This is a genomic window from Gluconobacter sp. OJB, assembly GCF_039638275.1.
Lineage (GTDB): Bacteria > Pseudomonadota > Alphaproteobacteria > Acetobacterales > Acetobacteraceae > Gluconobacter > Gluconobacter cerevisiae.
In genome coordinates this window covers 50513-67990 of sequence record NZ_JBDIWH010000003.1, presented here as the reverse complement: position 1 = coordinate 67990, position 17478 = coordinate 50513, and the positions used below count along the sequence as shown (strand labels likewise).

Genomic DNA, 17478 nt, shown 5'->3' with positions numbered 1-17478 from the left:
TGAAAAAGGCCGCTCCGGAACGGGCGGCCTTGAAGGGCGAACGGAAAAAGAGAGGCTCAGTCGCTCACAAATTCGGAGCTGCCGAACACGTCCTGCCAGGGGCTGTTGCTGGTCAGGTGGCAGTCGGACTGCCAGTCGTAATATCCGGACTTGAACCGCGAAGTGATGGCCTGGAGGGTTTCGGTCGCCGTCTCGTCCAGATCCTCCTCCGTCCGTACGATCACACTACCGTAGTGGCTCTTGCGGACGGAAAACTTCACCTTCGGGAAAGCCTTCTTCAGCATCCGGCGGATGTTTTTGGCCGCCAGCGTGCCGCTGCTGTCGTCGCCCTGCTCCAGATGGGCATAGTCCGGATTGACGCGGAGTGCTGCGACCTCGGCGGCATGTTCGGCTTTCGCGCGGGCTTCGGCTGCCACCTGCTCAGCCTCAACCTCTTCGGCATGGGTGCGGAGGAAGGCGATCTCCTCAGCGCTTGCCAGTTTCTTGTCGGCTTCGATCCGCCACTGGACACCGCGCAGAATGGCCTCGGGCAGACGACGGGAGATCGAGCCACAGGCAAAGACGATATCGTAGGAGGCGCTCCCGCCCGACACGATGGCCCCGCCACGCGACAGGGACCGGACGGTGGTCGGGCTGGCCTTGCCGTAAACAGCCATGACGATCCCGGCTCCCCGGCTGTAGAGATGCGTGTAAACGCGGGTGCCGACCTGAACGGGAACGAGAGAGGGGACGAACATCGTCTGATCCTTTTCCTTTGGATTTTCGTGATGTCTTCTCCAGCGTCAGCGCGGGACGGCCGGGTCAAAAGCGGCGCGTGCGCCGGCACCGGAGGCGGCGAAGCCGGTAAGGAGCCACCTTTTGACCCGGCCGGAGCGCGATGGCAGCGCCCCTCCCCTCCTTTCCTTTTCTTTTCCCGCTCCCTGCTTCAGGCCACGACAACGATTTCGAGGTGGTCACGCATGAACTGCATGGCCTCGTTGTGCTCCGACGGCTCGGGCTCGGGCGCTTGCAGAGAGAAACTCTCTTCGGAGTCCGGCTCCGTCACTGGCACGACAGGGCCGTTCAACAGGTCGGCCTCATCATCGGCTGCTCCATCGAAATCATCTTCAGGCATCTCCTCCAGGTCTTCATCGTCCACCACGCTTTCCAGCTCGCGGATCTTCTGCTGTTTTTTCTTCTGCTTTTGCGTCCAGACGTCCTGCGCCTGCGCAAACGATGCGACTTCGGGCAGCCAGTGGCCTTCCCCGACATGGTTCATAAGGACCGCACGCATCTCCTTGCCGGTGTTCTGCGGCGCAAGGCCTTCGGCCTGAACCGCTTTGGTGATGCCGGGCTTGCTGTAGCATTTGAGGAACGCCTCAAAGGCCATGCTCGGCATCTTCTGGTCGGCACCGAACAGAACGCCCACGAGCTGCGCGGGCAGGCCACTGCCGCTGTGCATCGACACGTCGCAGTTCAGGATGCTTTGCAGGACGGTGACGGCATGGCGGCGGATCAGCGTCTCGTCACGGACAAGGCTGCCCTCGGGGAACAGGTCAGCCATCGCGAGCGTGCGTGCGGTTGGCTCTGACCAGTTGTTTCCGCTGGCATCGCCATGCACCCGCACATTGTCGGCCTCCAGCGCCAGCAGAAGGGCTGCAATCAGATCCCACGGATCGGCTGTCTCGGACACCTCGCCGAGGGCTTCGCGTAAGGCGACGGTGCGGATCTCGCCAATCATCTTGTGGCCGGTCCCAGACACATCCGGTCGTTCCTTGGGGGCCTCGGGCTCTCCTGATCCGGTCGCGTGACTCTGTGTGAAGGCAACAGACGGACGGCAGCGTTCTTCCACGATCTTCAGGTTTCGGGGATTGAGGCCGTAACCCATCACCTCACCCTCCTGTGTCGCCATCCAGGTGCCCATGGTGATGAAACCTTCGGGCGCGCGGACGTATCCGTACTCGTCCGAGGTCAGGACGATGGAGTTTTCGGGCCGCTCATTGTCCAGCCAGTCCTGCTGTGCGGCCGCGTAAGCCGTGGCATCGAGCGTATAGCGGCTGTCCGTATCGGCTTCGGCAAACAGATCCTCCATCCAGACGATATTGTGCCTGCGGGCAAGCTCGTCGCCAAACCGGGCGTTGCGGGCGTACCATTCCTTCTGTTTGAGATTCCGGGCAAGTGCGCCCCAGGCCACGGTGTCCTCCGGATCTTCGGCCTTCACGCGATACTCGGCCGGATCCTCGTCGTCTTCCACGCTTTCGGAAAACATTTCTGCCCATGCGCTACGCTGCTCGTCCAGAGAGGCCTGAGCGATGATCTTGCGCTGCCGCTCATCAGGACCTCGGCCGAGGGCGATGGCATCCAGAATGGGCGGGTGCAGCTTCGCCAGAAGGCTGAGACGCTTGAGATAGCTCGGTGTGACCATCAGGGCGGCACAGACCTGCGGGTCTGTATAGCCGAGCTGCTCGCGCAGGCGGGTGACGCTGTTCCACTGCTCCGGCTCCGTCATGTCCAGACGGACGAAGTTCTCGCTGACGGCGGCCAGGGCATCAAGGTCTTCGCTCTGGTCTCCGACATAGACGTCGATTTCAGGAACACCCGCATAGATGGCGCCTTCTGTCCGACGGTGCCCGGCCACGATCATCAGGCGTCCGTCTTCCAGTTCCCGGACGGCCGGAGGATGAAGGATGCCGATCGCCCTGATGTTGAGCGCGAGTTTGCGCAGTTCTTCAAGGCTTCCGATGGAAGAGCGCGGGTTGTTCGGATTGGGCACAAGGGTTTTCGGATCGACGCGGCGAAGCTCGGCCATGGGACGCTCTTTCTATGATTTTTCAGATGTCCCTCCCGCGTCACGGGCCAGCCAGCCGCGCAAGACCGCGCGAAGCGCGCCCGGCCTGAGCCTTGCGCGGCTGGCTGGTTCGTGACAGCCCCGCCTTTCCTCCTACTCCTTGCTGCTTTTCCTCTCCCTTACTGTGTCCATTCCGGACACAGTAAGGGCAGCATCAGGCGGCCTCTACGGCCACGGCCTGATCTTCCAGCGCTGCCTTTGCCTCGGCTGCTTCAGCCTCTTCCGCGTCGTTACGGCGTTGCGTATCGGCTGCCAGATCCGCCTCAAGGGCCGCCATGGCCTCGCGCTTCTCCTGCAACAAAGCCGCCTCCGGGAACGCCAGACCCACACGGGCGCGATAGCCGGGGAGCTTGCGCTCGGCTTCCTCCACCTGACGGCGTGCGTCCGCCAGTTCCGCCTCGAACCGCAGCAATGCGTTCTCGATGCGGCTGACCAGCCCGACCGGGCTTGTCTCGCGGTCGAAGTCCATGCCGAGGATCCGCCCGTCTAGGACAAGGCCGAGGGTCGCGTCCCACGTCTCTTCGCCGTCAAAGCGGGTGCGCCAGGTCTCGCACAGGATCTCGAAGCCGCCGATCGTGCCGAGCGTCCACTTGCCTTTCTCCCCGGACTTCGCCGCAATGCGGGCCTGCGAGAGAAGCCACAGACCGGCCTTCTCACGCTCGGTCATCTCCCGGTCCTTGCGCACCAGACGGAACGCTTCACCGCGTGTGGGCTCACGCCGTGCGATGTCGTTCTGAAGACGCGGGATCACAGCCTGCGCCGTCTCACGGTCACGCTCGGCGCGGTCGATGGCGCGACGGACGTTATACTGATCGTCGTGATGCGCGGCCTGCAACCGTTCCAGACGCGCCAGTTCGGCCTCCAGTCCCGCCTTCTGCATCAGGCGTTCATCTCCTGACGCAAGCGCCTTCGCCATCGCGAACTGGTTGGCGTCCGCCCCCACATCTTCCAGACGGCGGATTGTCCGGTCTCCGGACATGGCAAGGCAGATGAACTTCTGCTTGCGCTCCAGCATCTGCCAGTTGGTCGCATCCACCGAGCCCTTCAGGGCGTAGGCGTAGAGCTGGATCACCGGGTTCTGGTTGCCCTGCCGCTCGATGCGGCCTTCACGCTGGATGATGTCCGAGACCAGCCAGGGCACATCGAGGTGATGCAGGGCAATCAGCCGCTGCTGCGCATTCACCCCAGTCCCCATGGTCGCGGAAGACCCGATCAGGATCCGCTTGCGCCCGGAGTTCATGTCGCGGAAGAGCGCCTGCTTGGCGGTGCTCTTCTTGTAGTGCTGCATGAACGCGATCTCGTCGCGCGGCACGCCCATGCGGATCAGCTCGTCGCGGATCCAGCGATAGGCCGAGAAACCGCGTGTCTCCAGGGCGGATTCCGTGCCCAGATCCGAGAAGATCATCTGCGTGGCACCCGGCAGCTCGTACTCCCGTCCCGTCTCAGGGTCGGTGTAGCGATTGGCGGACGTGTCCTGCCAGATCTGGAAGACCTTGCGGATCATGACGTTCAGCTTGTTGCTGTTGTCATTATCCGCCCAGTTCCTCACGAAACGCAGGTCGATGGCAGCGTGCCGGGCGTCAGTGATGACGGACAGCAGAATGTCGTCACCCTTCTGGGGCTTGCCCGTGCGCTCTTCAATCGTCTTGATCCGCTCGGCAAGCGTCTTCTGATACTCGCGGAAGGCGTCCCCGCTATCGGCCACGACAATCTCACGTCTGCCGCCCGCAATCTCGGGCAGGTTCACGTAGCGTCGCAGATCGTCCTGCTGCACCACGTCGGCAAAGTCGCGATACATCGCCATCAGATCGGCGACGTTCACGAACTCGGAGAACCGCGTGACCGGCTTGTAAAGCCCGCTCGGCTGAAGCTCCAGTTCCGTGCGGGTCTCGCCAAAACTTGCAGCCCAGGCGTCGAACTCGTGCAGGCCACGCTCGACAAGGGCTGGCAGGTCCATGAAACGCTGGATCGAGAACATCTCGCCCAGGGTGTTGGTAATCGGCGAGCCTGACGCCATGACCAGAACGCGCTCGGGATTACGCTTGGCGAGGTAGCGCGTTTTGACGAACAGATCCCAGGCGCGCTGGCTGCCGTTCGGGTCGATCCCCTTCAGGTCGGACTGGTTGGTCCCGAAAGACAGTTTGCGGAACTGCTGCGCCTCATCCACGAGGATCTGGTCCACCCCGATCTCGCCGAGATGCACCAGATCGTCCTTGCGGCTGGACAGGGCTTTCAGCTTGGCTTCCATCCCTTCCTTCAGGCGCTCGATGCGCTTGCGCGACAGACGGTCATCGCGGCTCACATTCTCCAGAAGGCTTTCGTAGGAGGCAATCTGGTCCTCGACCATCTCCTGCTCGAACGCGCTCTCGACCGGCACGAACTTGAAGGCGTCATGCGTGATGACAATGGCGTCCCAGTTCCCCGTGGCCGCCCGGGCCAGGAAGCGCTGGCGCTTGTCCTTCACGAAGTTCGTCTCGTCCGCCACAAGGATCTGGGCGTTCGGGTAGAGCATCATGAACTCACGCGCCATCTGCGCAAGGCAGTGGCCCGGCACCACGATCATGCCCTTGGAAATCAGGCCGAGGCGCTTTTGCTCCATCACGGCCGCGCACATCGAGAACGTCTTCCCGGACCCCACCGCATGGGCCATGTAGGTGCTGCCCTTGGCGATGATCCGCCAGATCACCCGCTTCTGATGGTCGCGCAGGCTGATGGCCGTGCTCGCTCCCGGCAGTTTCAGGTGGGAGCCGTCGAACGTGCGCGGGACAAGGTTGTTGAACGCATCGTTATACAGCCGCACCAGACGCTCGGCGCGGTCAGTGTCCTGCCACACCCACGTCTCAAACGCGGTCTTGATCGCGGCCAGCTTTTCCTTGGCGGCCTCGGTCTCCTTCGTATTCAGCTCACGGTGTTCGCCGTTCTCATCGCGCCAGGTGTCCCAGATTTTCGGGCTGGCCTGATTGAGCGCATCGTCCAGCAGATCCCCGGCATGGCGGCGCTGTGTTCCCCAGACCGAGGTGGCCTCCGCCTTGCCGGAAAACCCGCTCTTGTCCACGCTCCAGGTCGCTACCTCCATCGTGTGGTGAATGGTCGTGCGAACGCCCATGACCTCTGCGACGAAAGCCTCGACATCCGGCACCGGGATCCACGGGGCTCCCAGACGGGCGGTGATGTCGGACGGGCGCAGGTCTTCGGGCTGGACCTCTTCAAGGGCGGCGACATTGCGCTGATAGCGTCGGTCGCGCTCGGCCGCCTCCCGGGCCTGCGCCAGCTTGGTGCGAACCGCGCCTGACAGGGCTTCGTCTGCCGTCACCCAGACCTCACGGCCACCTGTGCTGCGGATCGGGTCGAGATAGACCGAGGATCCGAGTTCGGCGAGCACCTCCTCACCCGGGCGGCCCAGAAGCTCCGCCATGCGCTCGACGTCCACGCCGCCTGTCTCATGCAGGGAGACCGCCAGCGCATCATGAGCGCCGTGAACCTCGGGCTCGGACGGCGCCTGAATCACGCGCTCGCTGAAGATCGGACCCGGACGGCCGGTCTGGCTCTTCTCGTCATACTCCTCGATCGAGCTGACCAGCCACACATCCGGATCGTCGTAGAAGGGCTGAAGGTTCGGGCGCCGCTGTGTGGACTTCTCCTCACCCGTCTCTTCATCCACCCGCGTTGTGGTGTTGGTGAGGTTGATCGGCCCGAACTGACGGGCAAAGGCCTGATACGCGCGTTTAAGATCGGCCTGATGGGCGCTGTAGGGCAGGTTTTCCACCTGTGCCCGAAGCACGAGCCGGGCCGCATCCCTGACAGGAATCAGGCCCTTGATGATCGCTGCGTGCTTCTGGAAGATCCCTTCCTTCTGCTCGCCTTTCTTCACCTTCACCAGCACGGTTTCGCCGTCGATGATCTGGTGCAGCACGCCTTTATGCAGCAGGTAGCTCCCCTCTTTCAGCAGGGCACCGTCTGCGGCCGTTCCGACCTCGGCGGCGTGGTTCTCCTGCACCGGAGCCATATCGAGCGTCTGCGGGACGGGGAAGCGGGCCAGAGAAAAGAGACGGCCAAGGGCCCGTGGCAGGGCCTCGTCCAGCATCTGGAGCGGATTGGCCTTGCAGGTGTATTCGGGTCCGAACTGACCGCTCGTCCAGTCGTGCCGGCCGAGAACCTGCTGGCCGTTTTCCGCGAAGTAGCGGTTGATCCGCAGCGGGCCTTCGCCCTGATCGGTGTCCTCCAGCGCCGCTACGTCCAGCCATGTCGCATCGCCCGCGTCCTCTCCCGGTGCGCGACGGCGGAACACGAGCACGTCCACCACGACGTCGGTTCCGGCATCGTCACGCATGGCTCCGGCTGGCAGGCGTGCGCCACCCACGAAATCGGCTGTCTCGAAGATAGTGCGCCGTGCGCCGGCATCGGACTTGTCCATCGTCCACCGCGACGTCACGAACATCGCCACGGCTCCGGGACGCAGACGGGAGAGGGAGCGGGCGATGAAATAATCGTGCAGCGACAGGCCGAGGCGGCCCAGCTCGTCCGTGCCCCGAACCGTGCGGTTGCTGAATGGCGGGTTGCCGATCACCAGATCGTAGCGTTCCGCCAGCTTGGCCGTCGTGAAGTCTTCCGACCGGACCCACTGGTTCGGAAACAGCTTGCGCGTGATGCGGGCCGTCAGCGGATCGTTCTCGATCGCGGTCCAGGCGGTTTTCGGGGCCAGCTTCGGGGGCACGCTCGCCATGAAAAGCCCTGTGCCACAGCCCGGCTCCAAGGCGCGTCCGCCCCGGAAGCCCATCTGTGCGGCCAGATCCCACATCGCATGAACGATCAGCTCGGGCGTGTAATGGGCGTACTGCGTGGCCCGTGCCAGACCCGCCCGCTCCTGCTGGCTAGTCAGTTCCTCAAGCTGGCTGCCAATCTCTTCCCAGCCTGACCGGAAGGTTTCACCAGCACGCGGGAACAGGCTGTTGGCCAGCTCCCCTGCCCCGAACCCGGTGAAGCGGGCGAGGACAGCCTGCTCGTCGGGGCTGGCGTTGCGGTCTTCTGCTTCAAGCGTGGCCAGAAGGCGGATCGCCGCAAGATTGTCACGGGCACGCTCTTTCCAGCCCTGGGCGAGGCCACGCGTTCCGGTCAGGGCGAAGTCCACCTTCGGCAGGACAGCGGGGATCGGGGCCGGGGCCGGGGCCTGTGTCGCCTGTCGGGCCGCAGCGGCGGCTTCCTCAAGGGCGCGGTCTCCCGGAAGCTCGCCCCAGTACAGATTGGACTGGCTGCCGCCGAGTGCTGAGGTATCGAAGAAGCTCAGTTGAGACGTGGACATGGAAAAACTCCGGACAAGCGGCAGCGCCCGGTGCTGCGCGGAGGCAGACCGGGGGGCCGGAAAACAGGATCAGTGCGGGGAGAGAGGCGTCAGGCCTCCCGGATCAGTTCGGGGTCAGAAGGGACCAAAGCGCAGGCGGATCTGCTCACGCTCGCCCTCGGACAGGCGGGCCAGCGCGTCACAGTGGTAGGCCGACCCTTCCCGTGCCTTCGTCGCCACGCGCCACCAGGCTTGCGGATCGCTGCAATGCAGACCCACCAGATGCGTCTCGTCGTTCTCGGGTCCGCATCCTTCGAGGAGCGTCCAGCCTTCCTTGTGAGCCTGTCTGGGTTCAAAGGCCGTGGCCTGTGCGGGGCGTTCGAGGGTCTCTGACATCGTCTTTATTTCCTTTCCTGACCCTCTCCGGCGAGCGCAGGACAGCGCGACCTGCCAGAGCGACGCGCAGCGTCGGGACCGCCCGGCCCGCAGCGTAGCGAGGACACGGACGGACCCACCTCTTGCGGGGCGGGCTGGCCTGTGCTGCCCCCTCCCCTCCTTTTCCTTTTTTAACCTTCTGTTTTTTCTACTTTTTTCTAAGTCGGCCCTGCCCCCTGCCCGAACGCTCCGGCCGGTAGCTCCCAGGCTGGTGTGAGGACGGCTGGGATCGGCTGCGACGACAGGCACGCGCGGGCCAGATCGGGCGCTGACAGTGCAGCTTCATACGGCCTGCCCTGCTCCGCGAGCTGCTCCAGGGAGACGGTCCGCTTGATGGTGCAGCCGAACTGCTGCTCGTACTGCACGAGGCGTTCAAAGCGGGCAGGATCGAGCCAGCGGATCGTTGCAAACTGCCGCGCATCGCCAAAAATACAGGTGGCACAGGACAGCCTGGAGAAGCCGATGCGGTATGGCAGCGCCGGCATCACGTTCCAGCGCTTCAAACTGTCCCAGACCTGCGTCTCGCTCCACTGGTGAACCGGCCGCCAGTGATCGACATGCCGGCGACGGCGGGTGCCATGTCGCGTGTCAGTGCGGTGCGGCTCAAAGGCCGCATAGCGGGCTCGGTTGGGGCTTTCCTCGGCCCGCTCGCCCGTCACGAACAGCGTGCGACGGTTCAGAAAGCGCTCCTGCCCGCGCAAGGCGCGGTCGGCGACGTCGATCTTGGTGACGGCCGAGCACCAGCGCGTCGTCAGGCTGGCGGAGACCTGAGGAAACCTCAGACGTGTGCCGTTTGGCCCCTCCCCGCCTGTACGGATCAGCCCGTCAGGGCTTTCGAAAAGGACAGGCGCCGTCGGGGCAGCGTTGCGGAGCATCTCCCGCTCGAAGCCGCCTTCTCGCCAGGAGCGATAGAGCGGCAGCCCGAAATCCTGCGCCAGTGCGCTCACATAGGGCGAGGTGGAGGGCCAGTCCATGAAGGATGGCCCCTGCCCGTCCACCTCGTGGTGCCACAGTTCCAGACGGTCCTTCGGCGCCCCGGCTTCAAGGAGGGCAAGGAGGCAGGCGAGGCCATCTTTGCCGCCCGATACGGCCACGATGATACTGTCATACGACGTCAGATCCGGCGTCATGACACGAACCTGTTCACCGGAGCACCTGTCCGGACAGACCGGCACATCAGGGCGCTGGCGATCGGAGCGTCCCGCAGGAGAAGCGGCTTGACGTGCCGGTTGTCCCAGCTCAGGCCTTCGCAGCGTGAGAGGAGTCCAAGCTGGGTGGCCGCCTCATCCCGGCACGCACACACCCGTTCATTACCGCCCGCACTGCGACGGCAGGGCTCATGGGCTGGCGCGTTGCAGCCCGTGCAGGCAATCGTCAGAGCCGGATCGCCGCCAGCCCAGTGCTCATTGCACTTGCGGCAGGATACGGGCTCCTGCGTATCGGTCCAGCGCATGGGCGGCCGACCGCGTGGTGTTGGGACATAAGGAAGGTAATGACGGCGCATGATGCTCGATCCATTTCTGGTTTTTGAACATCGTCGCGTCCGGCTGGGGGCTGTTCAGACTGCAACAGTGCCGCGCAGCGGCAGGATCAACGCGGCCCGCAGCCACGCGCAGGCGGCGCAGCCGGCGAGCATGGCGAGGACACGCGTTGACCCACCTGTTGCTGGCTGGGCAGCTCCCAGCCAGCCCTTCCCTTTTTTTATCGGGTTTTTCTTTTTACCCGGTTTTTCTTTTTATCTGGTTTTTGTTCTTACCGGGTTCTTGCTCTTATCCGGTTTTTTGCCTTGATCCCGCTTCAGAAGCCGCCAGTGGAAGGGTGAGTTGGAACACTCCTGTTGAAGTCCTGAGAAGATATTACCCGGTTATTTTTGTTACCGGATATATTTTTTTATCTGGTTTTAACATTTATCCGGTTTACTAAAACAGGAGGCGGCAGTACGAACGTAGGTCAGCACGGCTTCTTTGAGCGGAGAACACAATGCCTGTCATCGCTATCGCGTCCCCCAAAGGAGGCGCTGGAAAATCGACTACTGCTGTCATCTTGGGAACCCAGCTTGCACACTATGGAGCAGAGGTAACTCTGTTAGACTGCGACCCGAACGAAGCGCTGACTTTATGGGCTGACCGCGCGCCGAAGCCGCCTAGAATCAGCCTGATAACGAAGGTCTCTGAAAGCGACATCATAAAGACGATCAAAAGGCACGATGCTGATGGAAAAATCGTCATTGTTGATTTGGAAGGCGTCGCATCGAGATTGGTTTCGCGCGCGATTTCTCAAGCGGACTTGGTCTTGACGCCCATGCGAGGAACCACGTTGGACGCGACAATCGGAGCGAGAGCCCTTGCTCTAGTAGCAGAGGAAGAAGAGTCTTTAGGGCGCAAAATTCCTCACTCAGTTGTTTTCACAATGACGCGGGCAATTCGCTCCAAACAGCATTCAGGCATTGAAGCTTCACTCAGGGAATCAGGCGTGGACGTGATAACGCCCCCTCTAATGGAGCGTGCTGCGTTTTCCGCTCTTTTCGAGTTTGGTGGAGATCTTCACTCGATCCCACCACAAGGTAACATGGTGGCAGCGATCGAAAACGCCGATGGCTTTGCACAAGCTGTGTACCGACGCCTTACAGGAGCAGCAGAATGACAGAGAAAAAGCCTTTTGCGATTGATGTTGGAAAGCTCAGGTCGCGAGAAAAAGTCGCATCTGCCTCCGCTGTTGAACGAGTTGATCGTGTCGCTGCGGATCATGGTTTCATAGCTAGAGAACCTGCGAAACGTAGAGGACGCCTACCCAGCCCTCGAACAGGACAACTGCACGCTAAGGTATTTCCCAACGTCTCCGACGAAATCGCTAAGGAGGCAACCAGGCGAGGCGTTACCCAAGGCGTTGTCATAGAAGAAGCTTGGAAGCTGTATAAAGAGAATAATCCGGTTTGATAGTTTATCAGGTTTTATAACAAACCCGGTAATTGTAATTACCGGGTGATTTCAAAAAAACTTGCAATCTCGTCAGGTTTGTTCTCTTTATGTTCTCGTTAAGGAGAACAAAGATGACAACGGACGCCGTGGCGCGACTGCGCGAGCAGGTCCGACGCCTGGAGCGTCGAAGCCTTCCTCATTCCCATGCTGACACCCTGCCTACCGGACATTCTGCCGTCGATGACCATCTCGGCGGTGGCCTCAAAACGGGTAGCCTGCATGACTTTCTGATCTCCGATCCTCTGGAGACGGGGGCCAGTCTCGCCATGCTGCTGCCCATCCTGAAAGAGGGCAGGGGGCCGGTGTTCTGGATCAGCGACACACCTGCCGAACTGAACGCCTGCGGGCTGCATCAGTCCGGTGTTCCACTGGACCATCTGGTCTGCATTGAAACGGACCCGGCCAGCCTGCTGTCGGTCGCCGAAGACATCTTGCGCGGACCAGAACGCGCACTGGCCGTGATCGCAGGAAGCCACGTCCCAACGCTCAAGGAAATCCGCCGCCTCAATCTGGGTGTGGAGGCGAGTGGAAATACAGGCTTTTTCCTGCGCTCTGCGCCTCTCGCACACGCTCCTGGGAAAGACCCCTGTGCGTGCGCCACGCGGTGGCGGCTCCTCTCCCATCCTTCATCACCTCAAACGCTTCCGGGACTGGCCATGCCGCTTCCCGGTTCCCGACGCCTTTCTGCCGCGCTGCTGCGGGTGAGGGGAGGCCGCCCTGCTCACTGGATCCTCGACTGCACCGATCATGCGCCGCTTTCTCGCTCTCTGGATGCCCTTCTGGCGCACCGAGCGCCTCCAGCTCTCCCGCCCGGGAGACTTCCCGACCGACAGGCCGCTCGTTGTGCACGCGCTGGCACATAACCGTCACACCGTCACCGGTGTCAGTCCGGCTGCGCTCGCGGCCGGACTGACACCCGGGATGCCGCTGGCACAGGCCCGCTCCCTGGTGCCGGATCTTCTGACGGCAGAGGAAGACGCAGAAGCACAGAGGGCAGCGCTGACCGATCTGTGCTCCTGGCTGATCTGGCTGTCGCCGCTGCCCGCGTTCGATGCTCCGGACGGTCTCTACAGCGACACCACCGGATGCGCCCATCTTTACGGCGGCGAGGCGGCCATGCTGGATCTCGTCAGGGAACGCCTGCAGGCGAGAGGGCATTCCTGCTCCGTGGCGCTGAGCGATACGGCCGCTGCCTCACGCGCCCTGGCCCGCTCGGGGATCGACCGGATCTGTCTCGTGCCTCCCGGTCAGCAGAAACAGGCGCTGCATCCTTTGCCCTGTTCAGCGCTTCCGTTACCCGAGAAGACGCTGTCCAGCCTTACCCGGCTCGGCCTGACCACCATTGGCGACCTTGCGGACCTCCCTCGCGCGCCTCTGGCCAAGCGATTTGGGGCGCAGCTTCTCACCTGTCTCGATGAGGCTCTGGGACGGCAGGCCAGCCCGCTCAACGTGTTTCACCCTGCGGACCGGATTTCCCTGACCCGGTCTCTGGTCGAGCCCATCAGCACGCCGGACGCCATTGCCACGGTGATTGCTGCACTCGTGCCGGTTGTCTGCGAAAAGCTGACGGCGCGCGGGGAGGGGGCGCGGCAACTCGACTTTCTCTGCGTGCGCGTGGACGGATCCACTCAGGCCATCCGGGTGGGGACATCCGATCCGACGGCTGACGTGACACGTCTGATGCGCCTGCTGGGAGACCAGATCCCGCAGATCGCGCCTGAGTTTGGAATTGAAACCGTCATCCTGACCGTCAGCGCAAACGAACCGCTCGAAGCAGGGCCTGAGCCGTCTGTCCTGCCGGACGTCGGCGTATCCTCGGAGCGTGCTCTCCCGGCCACTCTGATCGACCGATTACTGAACCGTCCGGGCGTTGTTTCGGTCCATCAGTTAGCACCCCGGTTTTCCGCCTGGCCAGAGGACGCGCAGTCTCGCGTTTCCCCGGACGACATGGCAAAACCGCCTTTCGCGAGCCAGATGCTCTGGGCGCGGCCGAACATTCTGTTCGATCTGCCCGTCCGGGTGCAGGTCACTGCCCTGCTTCCGGACGGTGCGCCCCGCCAGTTCGTCCTCAAGCGGCAGACGCATCGCATCGCGGCGGCCGATGGCCCCGAACGTCTGCTGGGTGAGTGGTGGCAGACGGCCGAAAGCTATGGCGCGATCCGTGACTACTGGCAGGTCGAGACCACGACCGGCCTGCGCCTGTGGCTGTTTCGCAAAGGCGACGGAGCCCACGCTTGGTCCGGTTCGGGCGACTGGTTTTTACAGGGGGTCTTCTGATGGACTCCCGCGATGATCTGATCCCGGCCAGCACCTCGGACGTGGCCGAAGTCCTGATGCACGCGCTCTGCTACGACGGACGCAGGCGCACGCATGACGCCGCCGAGCTGATGGCGCGTCTCGTAGCCGAACGGCTGGTCGCCTATCTGGAACGCTCGGGCTTCGTGGTCATGCGCGCGCCGACCAGCAACGCGCCTGACAGCAGCCGGCACCCGCATCCCCACAGGCGCTAGGCCGTGACTTCGCCTTACGTCGAATTGCAGGTCACGTCCTCGTTTTCATTCCTGCGCTCGGGCAGCCAGCCGGATGAAGTGATCTTCCAGGCGAAGGCCTTGGGGTATGACACCATCGGTCTGACCGACTGGAACACCGTGGCCGGGGTGATCCGCGCGCATTTAGCAGCGCGCGAGGCCGGTCTTCGTCTCCTGCCTGGATGTCGTCTGACTCTGCGCGATGGCAGTGCGCTTCTGGCCTATCCCCGCAACCGTGCGGGCTGGGCGGGCCTATGCCAGATTCTGACGCTTGGTCATCATCGTGGCGAGCGGGAGGTTTTTCTTCTGGGATGGGAGGATCTCGTCGCCGCAGCACCGGACCTGATCCTGATCCTGCTGCCGCCCGAGGATCTGGCAGCGCTTCCCGGGCACGTTCAGAGCCTGCTGGGTCTGACCGGGCAAAGGGAAAGCGAAGAAGAAACCCGGTTTCTTGCGCTGACCATGCTCCGGCAGCCGGGAGATCTCGCGCGGCTGCACGCGCTCGCGGCGTTCAGTGCGGCACAAGGTCTGGCCTGCGTTGTGACGGGAGATGTGCTCTACCACGATGCACGTCGGCACGTTCTTCAGGACGTGGTCACGGCGATCCGGGAAGGCTGCACCGTCGATGCGCTCGGCAACCGCCGTCGCGTTCACGCCGATCGCCATCTGAAAGCCCCGGAAGAACATGCACGCCTCTTCGCTGCCTTTCCGGACGCCCTGGCCAACACACGGCGAATTGCCGAGGCCTGCACGTTCAGTCTGGATGACCTGACCTATCAGTATCCAACCGAAACCGAGCGGACAGGCGAAAGCGCGCAGGACACCCTGACACGCCTGGTCGAAGCCGCACTGCCGCGTCGCTATCCGGCCGGGGCGCCGCCTGAGGTCGAGACGCAGGTCGCCCATGAACTGAGGCTGATAGGCACCCTCGCCTACGCTCCGTATTTCCTGACCGTGAATACGATCGTGCGTCATGCCCGCTCACTCGGGATTGTCTGTCAGGGGCGCGGATCTGCTGCGAACTCGGCCGTCTGCTATGTCCTGGGCATCACGAGTATTGATCCGGTTCGCTCGGGTCTGCTGTTCGAGCGCTTCATCTCGGCCGAACGGCAGGAACCGCCCGACATCGACGTCGATTTCGAGAGCGACCGCCGCGAAGAAGTGATCCAGTGGATCTATCGTCACTATGGCCGTCACCGCGCGGCCCTGTGTGCCACCGTGCAGCGTTATCAGCCCAAAGGCGCGTTGCGTGAGGTCGGCAAGGTGCTGGGCCTGCCAGAGGATCTGACCGGCCAGCTTTCCAAACACATCGCCTCCTCTCTCGCGGATCAGGATCTGTGTAAGGCACGCGCGGCTGATCTTGGTCTGAACCTGAAGGATCGTCGCCTCAGCCTCACCTTTCACCTCGCCCGCCAGATTTTGGGCTTTCCGCGCCAGCTTGGGACGCATCCGGGCGGATTTGTGCTGACCGAGGATCGCCTGGACGAACTTGTTCCCCTGCTGCCGACCGCCATGGACGGACGTCAGATTATTGTCTGGGACAAAGACGATATTGACGTGCTGCGCTTCATGAAGGTGGACGTTCTGGGTCTGGGAATGCTCGGCTGTCTGCGTCGCGGGTTCGAGCTGCTGCACACCGTGTATCAGACCCGCATGGACTTGGCTTCGATCCCGGCCGAGGATCCGCAGACCTATCGCATGATCCAGAAAGCCGACACGCTCGGGACATTCCAGATTGAAAGCCGGGCACAGATGTCGATGCTGCCGCGCATGAAGCCCAGGACTTTCTATGATCTGGTGATACAGGTCGCGATTGTCCGGCCCGGGCCAATCCAAGGAGATATGGTTCATCCCTATCTCCGCAGGAGAGAGAAACTGGAGCCTGTCACCTATCCGTCCGAGACCCTGCGCGGGATCCTTGGGAAAACTTTGGGCGTGCCGCTGTTCCAGGAACAGGCAATGCAGGTGGCCATCCATTGCGCGGCCTTTACGCCAGGCGAGGCGGATCAGCTCCGCCGTGCGATGGCGACGTTCAAAATGACCGGGGGGGTGTCGCCGTTCCGGGACAAACTGGTGAGCGGGATGCTGGCCAACGGGTATGAACAGGAGTTTGCAGAGCAGACGTTCAGCCAGCTCGAAGGGTTTGGCAGCTACGGCTTTCCCGAAAGCCACGCTGCTTCGTTTGCACTGATTGCTTACGCCTCGGCCTGGATGAAATGCCATTACCCGGATGTGTTCTGTGTAGCCCTGCTGAACAGTCAGCCCATGGGGTTTTATGCGCCGTCCCAGATTGTTCAGGACGCGCAACGCCATGGCGTCGAGGTCCGTCCTATCTGTATCAATGCCTCACGATGGGATTGCACCCTGGAGCGCGGCCGGAATGGACGGTACGCGGCTGTCCGGCTGGGGTTCAGGATGGTGCGCGGGTTGGCGAACGGCCATGGTGCCGCCCTGATCGCGTCTCGGATGCCGGATTACGAGAGTATTGATGATGTCTGGCGGCGTGCGGATGTGCCGGTCTCGGCCCTGGAATGTCTGGCGGAAGCAGACGCCTTCCGGGTGTTTGGTCAGATGCGCCGTGCTGCGCTCTGGTCAATCAAAGGGCTCGCCGATACCGCCCTGCCGTTGTTTGAAGCGGCGGATCGCGGGCGGAACTTTCCGCTGCCGGAGGTGATCGAGCCGGAGATTGTCCTGCCGCAGATGTCAGAGCGGGCGTCGGTGCATGAGGATTACCGGGCCACTGGCCTCAGTCTGACAGGTCATCCCGTCGCGTTTCTGAGGGAGGGACTGCGAAAAGAAGGGATTATTCGTTGCCGGGATCTTCCTTATCTACGGGATGGGCGCCGGATCCAGCTTACGGGTCTTGTCCTGATGCGGCAGAGGCCGGGAACGGCGAACGGCACCATGTTCGTCACGATCGAAGATGAAACCGGCACGGCCAATCTGATTGTCTGGAAAGACGTGCAGGAGAAATACCGCCGTCCTCTTCTCGCGTCTCGTCTTCTGGCCTGTAGGGGCAGGCTGCAGAAAGAGGGCGAGGTGATCCATGTTGTCGTACTCAGTCTGGAGGACCAGACACCATTGCTTCAGGGCTCGGAGCTACTGAAGGCACGGGACTTCCGGTAGGGAATAGCGCCGCTTCGAGCGAACCTATTTTATGAATGAAGACATTGTTGTTGGTGTTGAACCTGTGGAGTTGTGGGCAGAGCCGCACCCTGTGGTCAGCCGGCAGGGCTGTCCATCAGGACGCGAGCGACCGCGGAGCGGCTGTCCATAAGTCCATGGGCGGCTCATGCCGGTATAGCCAAAAGCGGTGATACACAAACATAGGCGTCCTTCTCCTGACGTCCCGGCCTTACCTTGTCATATGTGACACACGGTTGCAGTAATATCGCCAGTTGTTTGATCCTGCTGAACTCTGCTGCACTCCAA

General features: G+C 62.6%; 13 protein-coding genes. 7 read left to right on the top strand and 6 right to left on the bottom strand.

The window, feature by feature from the left end; all coding sequences use genetic code 11:
* Positions 1–56: 56 nt before the first annotated feature.
* The 6 genes from ABDK74_RS14370 to ABDK74_RS14345 form a co-directional block, all read right to left on the bottom strand.
* Positions 57–737, bottom strand: coding sequence for an LPD29 domain-containing protein (locus ABDK74_RS14370; RefSeq protein ID WP_346004387.1), 681 nt, complete (start codon positions 735–737; stop codon positions 57–59).
* A gap of 188 nt (positions 738–925) precedes the next feature.
* Positions 926–2788, bottom strand: coding sequence for a ParB/RepB/Spo0J family partition protein (locus tag ABDK74_RS14365; protein ID WP_346004386.1), 1863 nt, complete (start codon positions 2786–2788; stop codon positions 926–928).
* A 193-nt stretch (positions 2789–2981) separates the two neighbouring features.
* The gene (locus ABDK74_RS14360) at positions 2982–8126 is read right to left on the bottom strand and encodes a DEAD/DEAH box helicase family protein (protein WP_346004385.1); all 5145 of its coding nucleotides are present in this window, start codon (positions 8124–8126) and stop codon (positions 2982–2984) included.
* A gap of 114 nt (positions 8127–8240) precedes the next feature.
* Positions 8241–8501 carry a hypothetical protein gene (locus ABDK74_RS14355; protein ID WP_061498686.1) on the bottom strand — a complete coding sequence of 87 codons (261 nt, stop codon included), beginning with the start codon at positions 8499–8501 and terminating at the stop codon, positions 8241–8243.
* A 197-nt stretch (positions 8502–8698) separates the two neighbouring features.
* Positions 8699–9670 carry a phosphoadenosine phosphosulfate reductase family protein gene (locus tag ABDK74_RS14350; RefSeq protein WP_346004384.1) on the bottom strand — a complete coding sequence of 324 codons (972 nt, stop codon included), beginning with the start codon at positions 9668–9670 and terminating at the stop codon, positions 8699–8701.
* Positions 9667–10044, bottom strand: coding sequence for a hypothetical protein (locus ABDK74_RS14345; RefSeq protein WP_346004383.1), 378 nt, complete (start codon positions 10042–10044; stop codon positions 9667–9669). The genes ABDK74_RS14350 and ABDK74_RS14345 overlap by 4 nt, the downstream gene beginning before the upstream one ends.
* Here ABDK74_RS14345 and ABDK74_RS14340 point away from each other — a divergent pair.
* From ABDK74_RS14340 to ABDK74_RS14310, 7 genes are all read left to right on the top strand, one after another.
* A complete protein-coding gene (locus ABDK74_RS14340) occupies positions 10043–10330 on the top strand; it encodes a hypothetical protein (RefSeq protein WP_172493786.1) in 288 nt (95 codons plus the stop codon). The genes ABDK74_RS14345 and ABDK74_RS14340 overlap by 2 nt on opposite strands.
* A 190-nt stretch (positions 10331–10520) precedes the next feature.
* A complete protein-coding gene (locus ABDK74_RS14335) occupies positions 10521–11183 on the top strand; it encodes a ParA family protein (RefSeq protein ID WP_061507245.1) in 663 nt (220 codons plus the stop codon).
* Positions 11180–11476, top strand: a complete 297-nt coding sequence (locus ABDK74_RS14330) for a hypothetical protein (protein WP_061490698.1) — start codon at positions 11180–11182, stop codon at positions 11474–11476. The genes ABDK74_RS14335 and ABDK74_RS14330 overlap by 4 nt, the downstream gene beginning before the upstream one ends.
* A gap of 113 nt (positions 11477–11589) precedes the next feature.
* Positions 11590–12381 carry a hypothetical protein gene (locus ABDK74_RS14325; protein ID WP_346004382.1) on the top strand — a complete coding sequence of 264 codons (792 nt, stop codon included), beginning with the start codon at positions 11590–11592 and terminating at the stop codon, positions 12379–12381.
* Positions 12266–13795 carry a DNA polymerase Y family protein gene (locus ABDK74_RS14320; protein WP_346004381.1) on the top strand — a complete coding sequence of 510 codons (1530 nt, stop codon included), beginning with the start codon at positions 12266–12268 and terminating at the stop codon, positions 13793–13795. Before ABDK74_RS14325 ends, ABDK74_RS14320 begins: the two co-directional genes overlap by 116 nt.
* Positions 13795–14028: a hypothetical protein gene (locus ABDK74_RS14315; RefSeq protein ID WP_062106278.1), complete on the top strand. Its 234-nt coding sequence runs from the start codon at positions 13795–13797 to the stop codon at positions 14026–14028. The genes ABDK74_RS14320 and ABDK74_RS14315 overlap by 1 nt, the downstream gene beginning before the upstream one ends.
* Before the next feature lie 3 nt (positions 14029–14031).
* Positions 14032–17172 carry an error-prone DNA polymerase gene (locus tag ABDK74_RS14310; protein ID WP_346004380.1) on the top strand — a complete coding sequence of 1047 codons (3141 nt, stop codon included), beginning with the start codon at positions 14032–14034 and terminating at the stop codon, positions 17170–17172.
* The last annotated feature ends 306 nt before the right edge of the window (positions 17173–17478 follow it).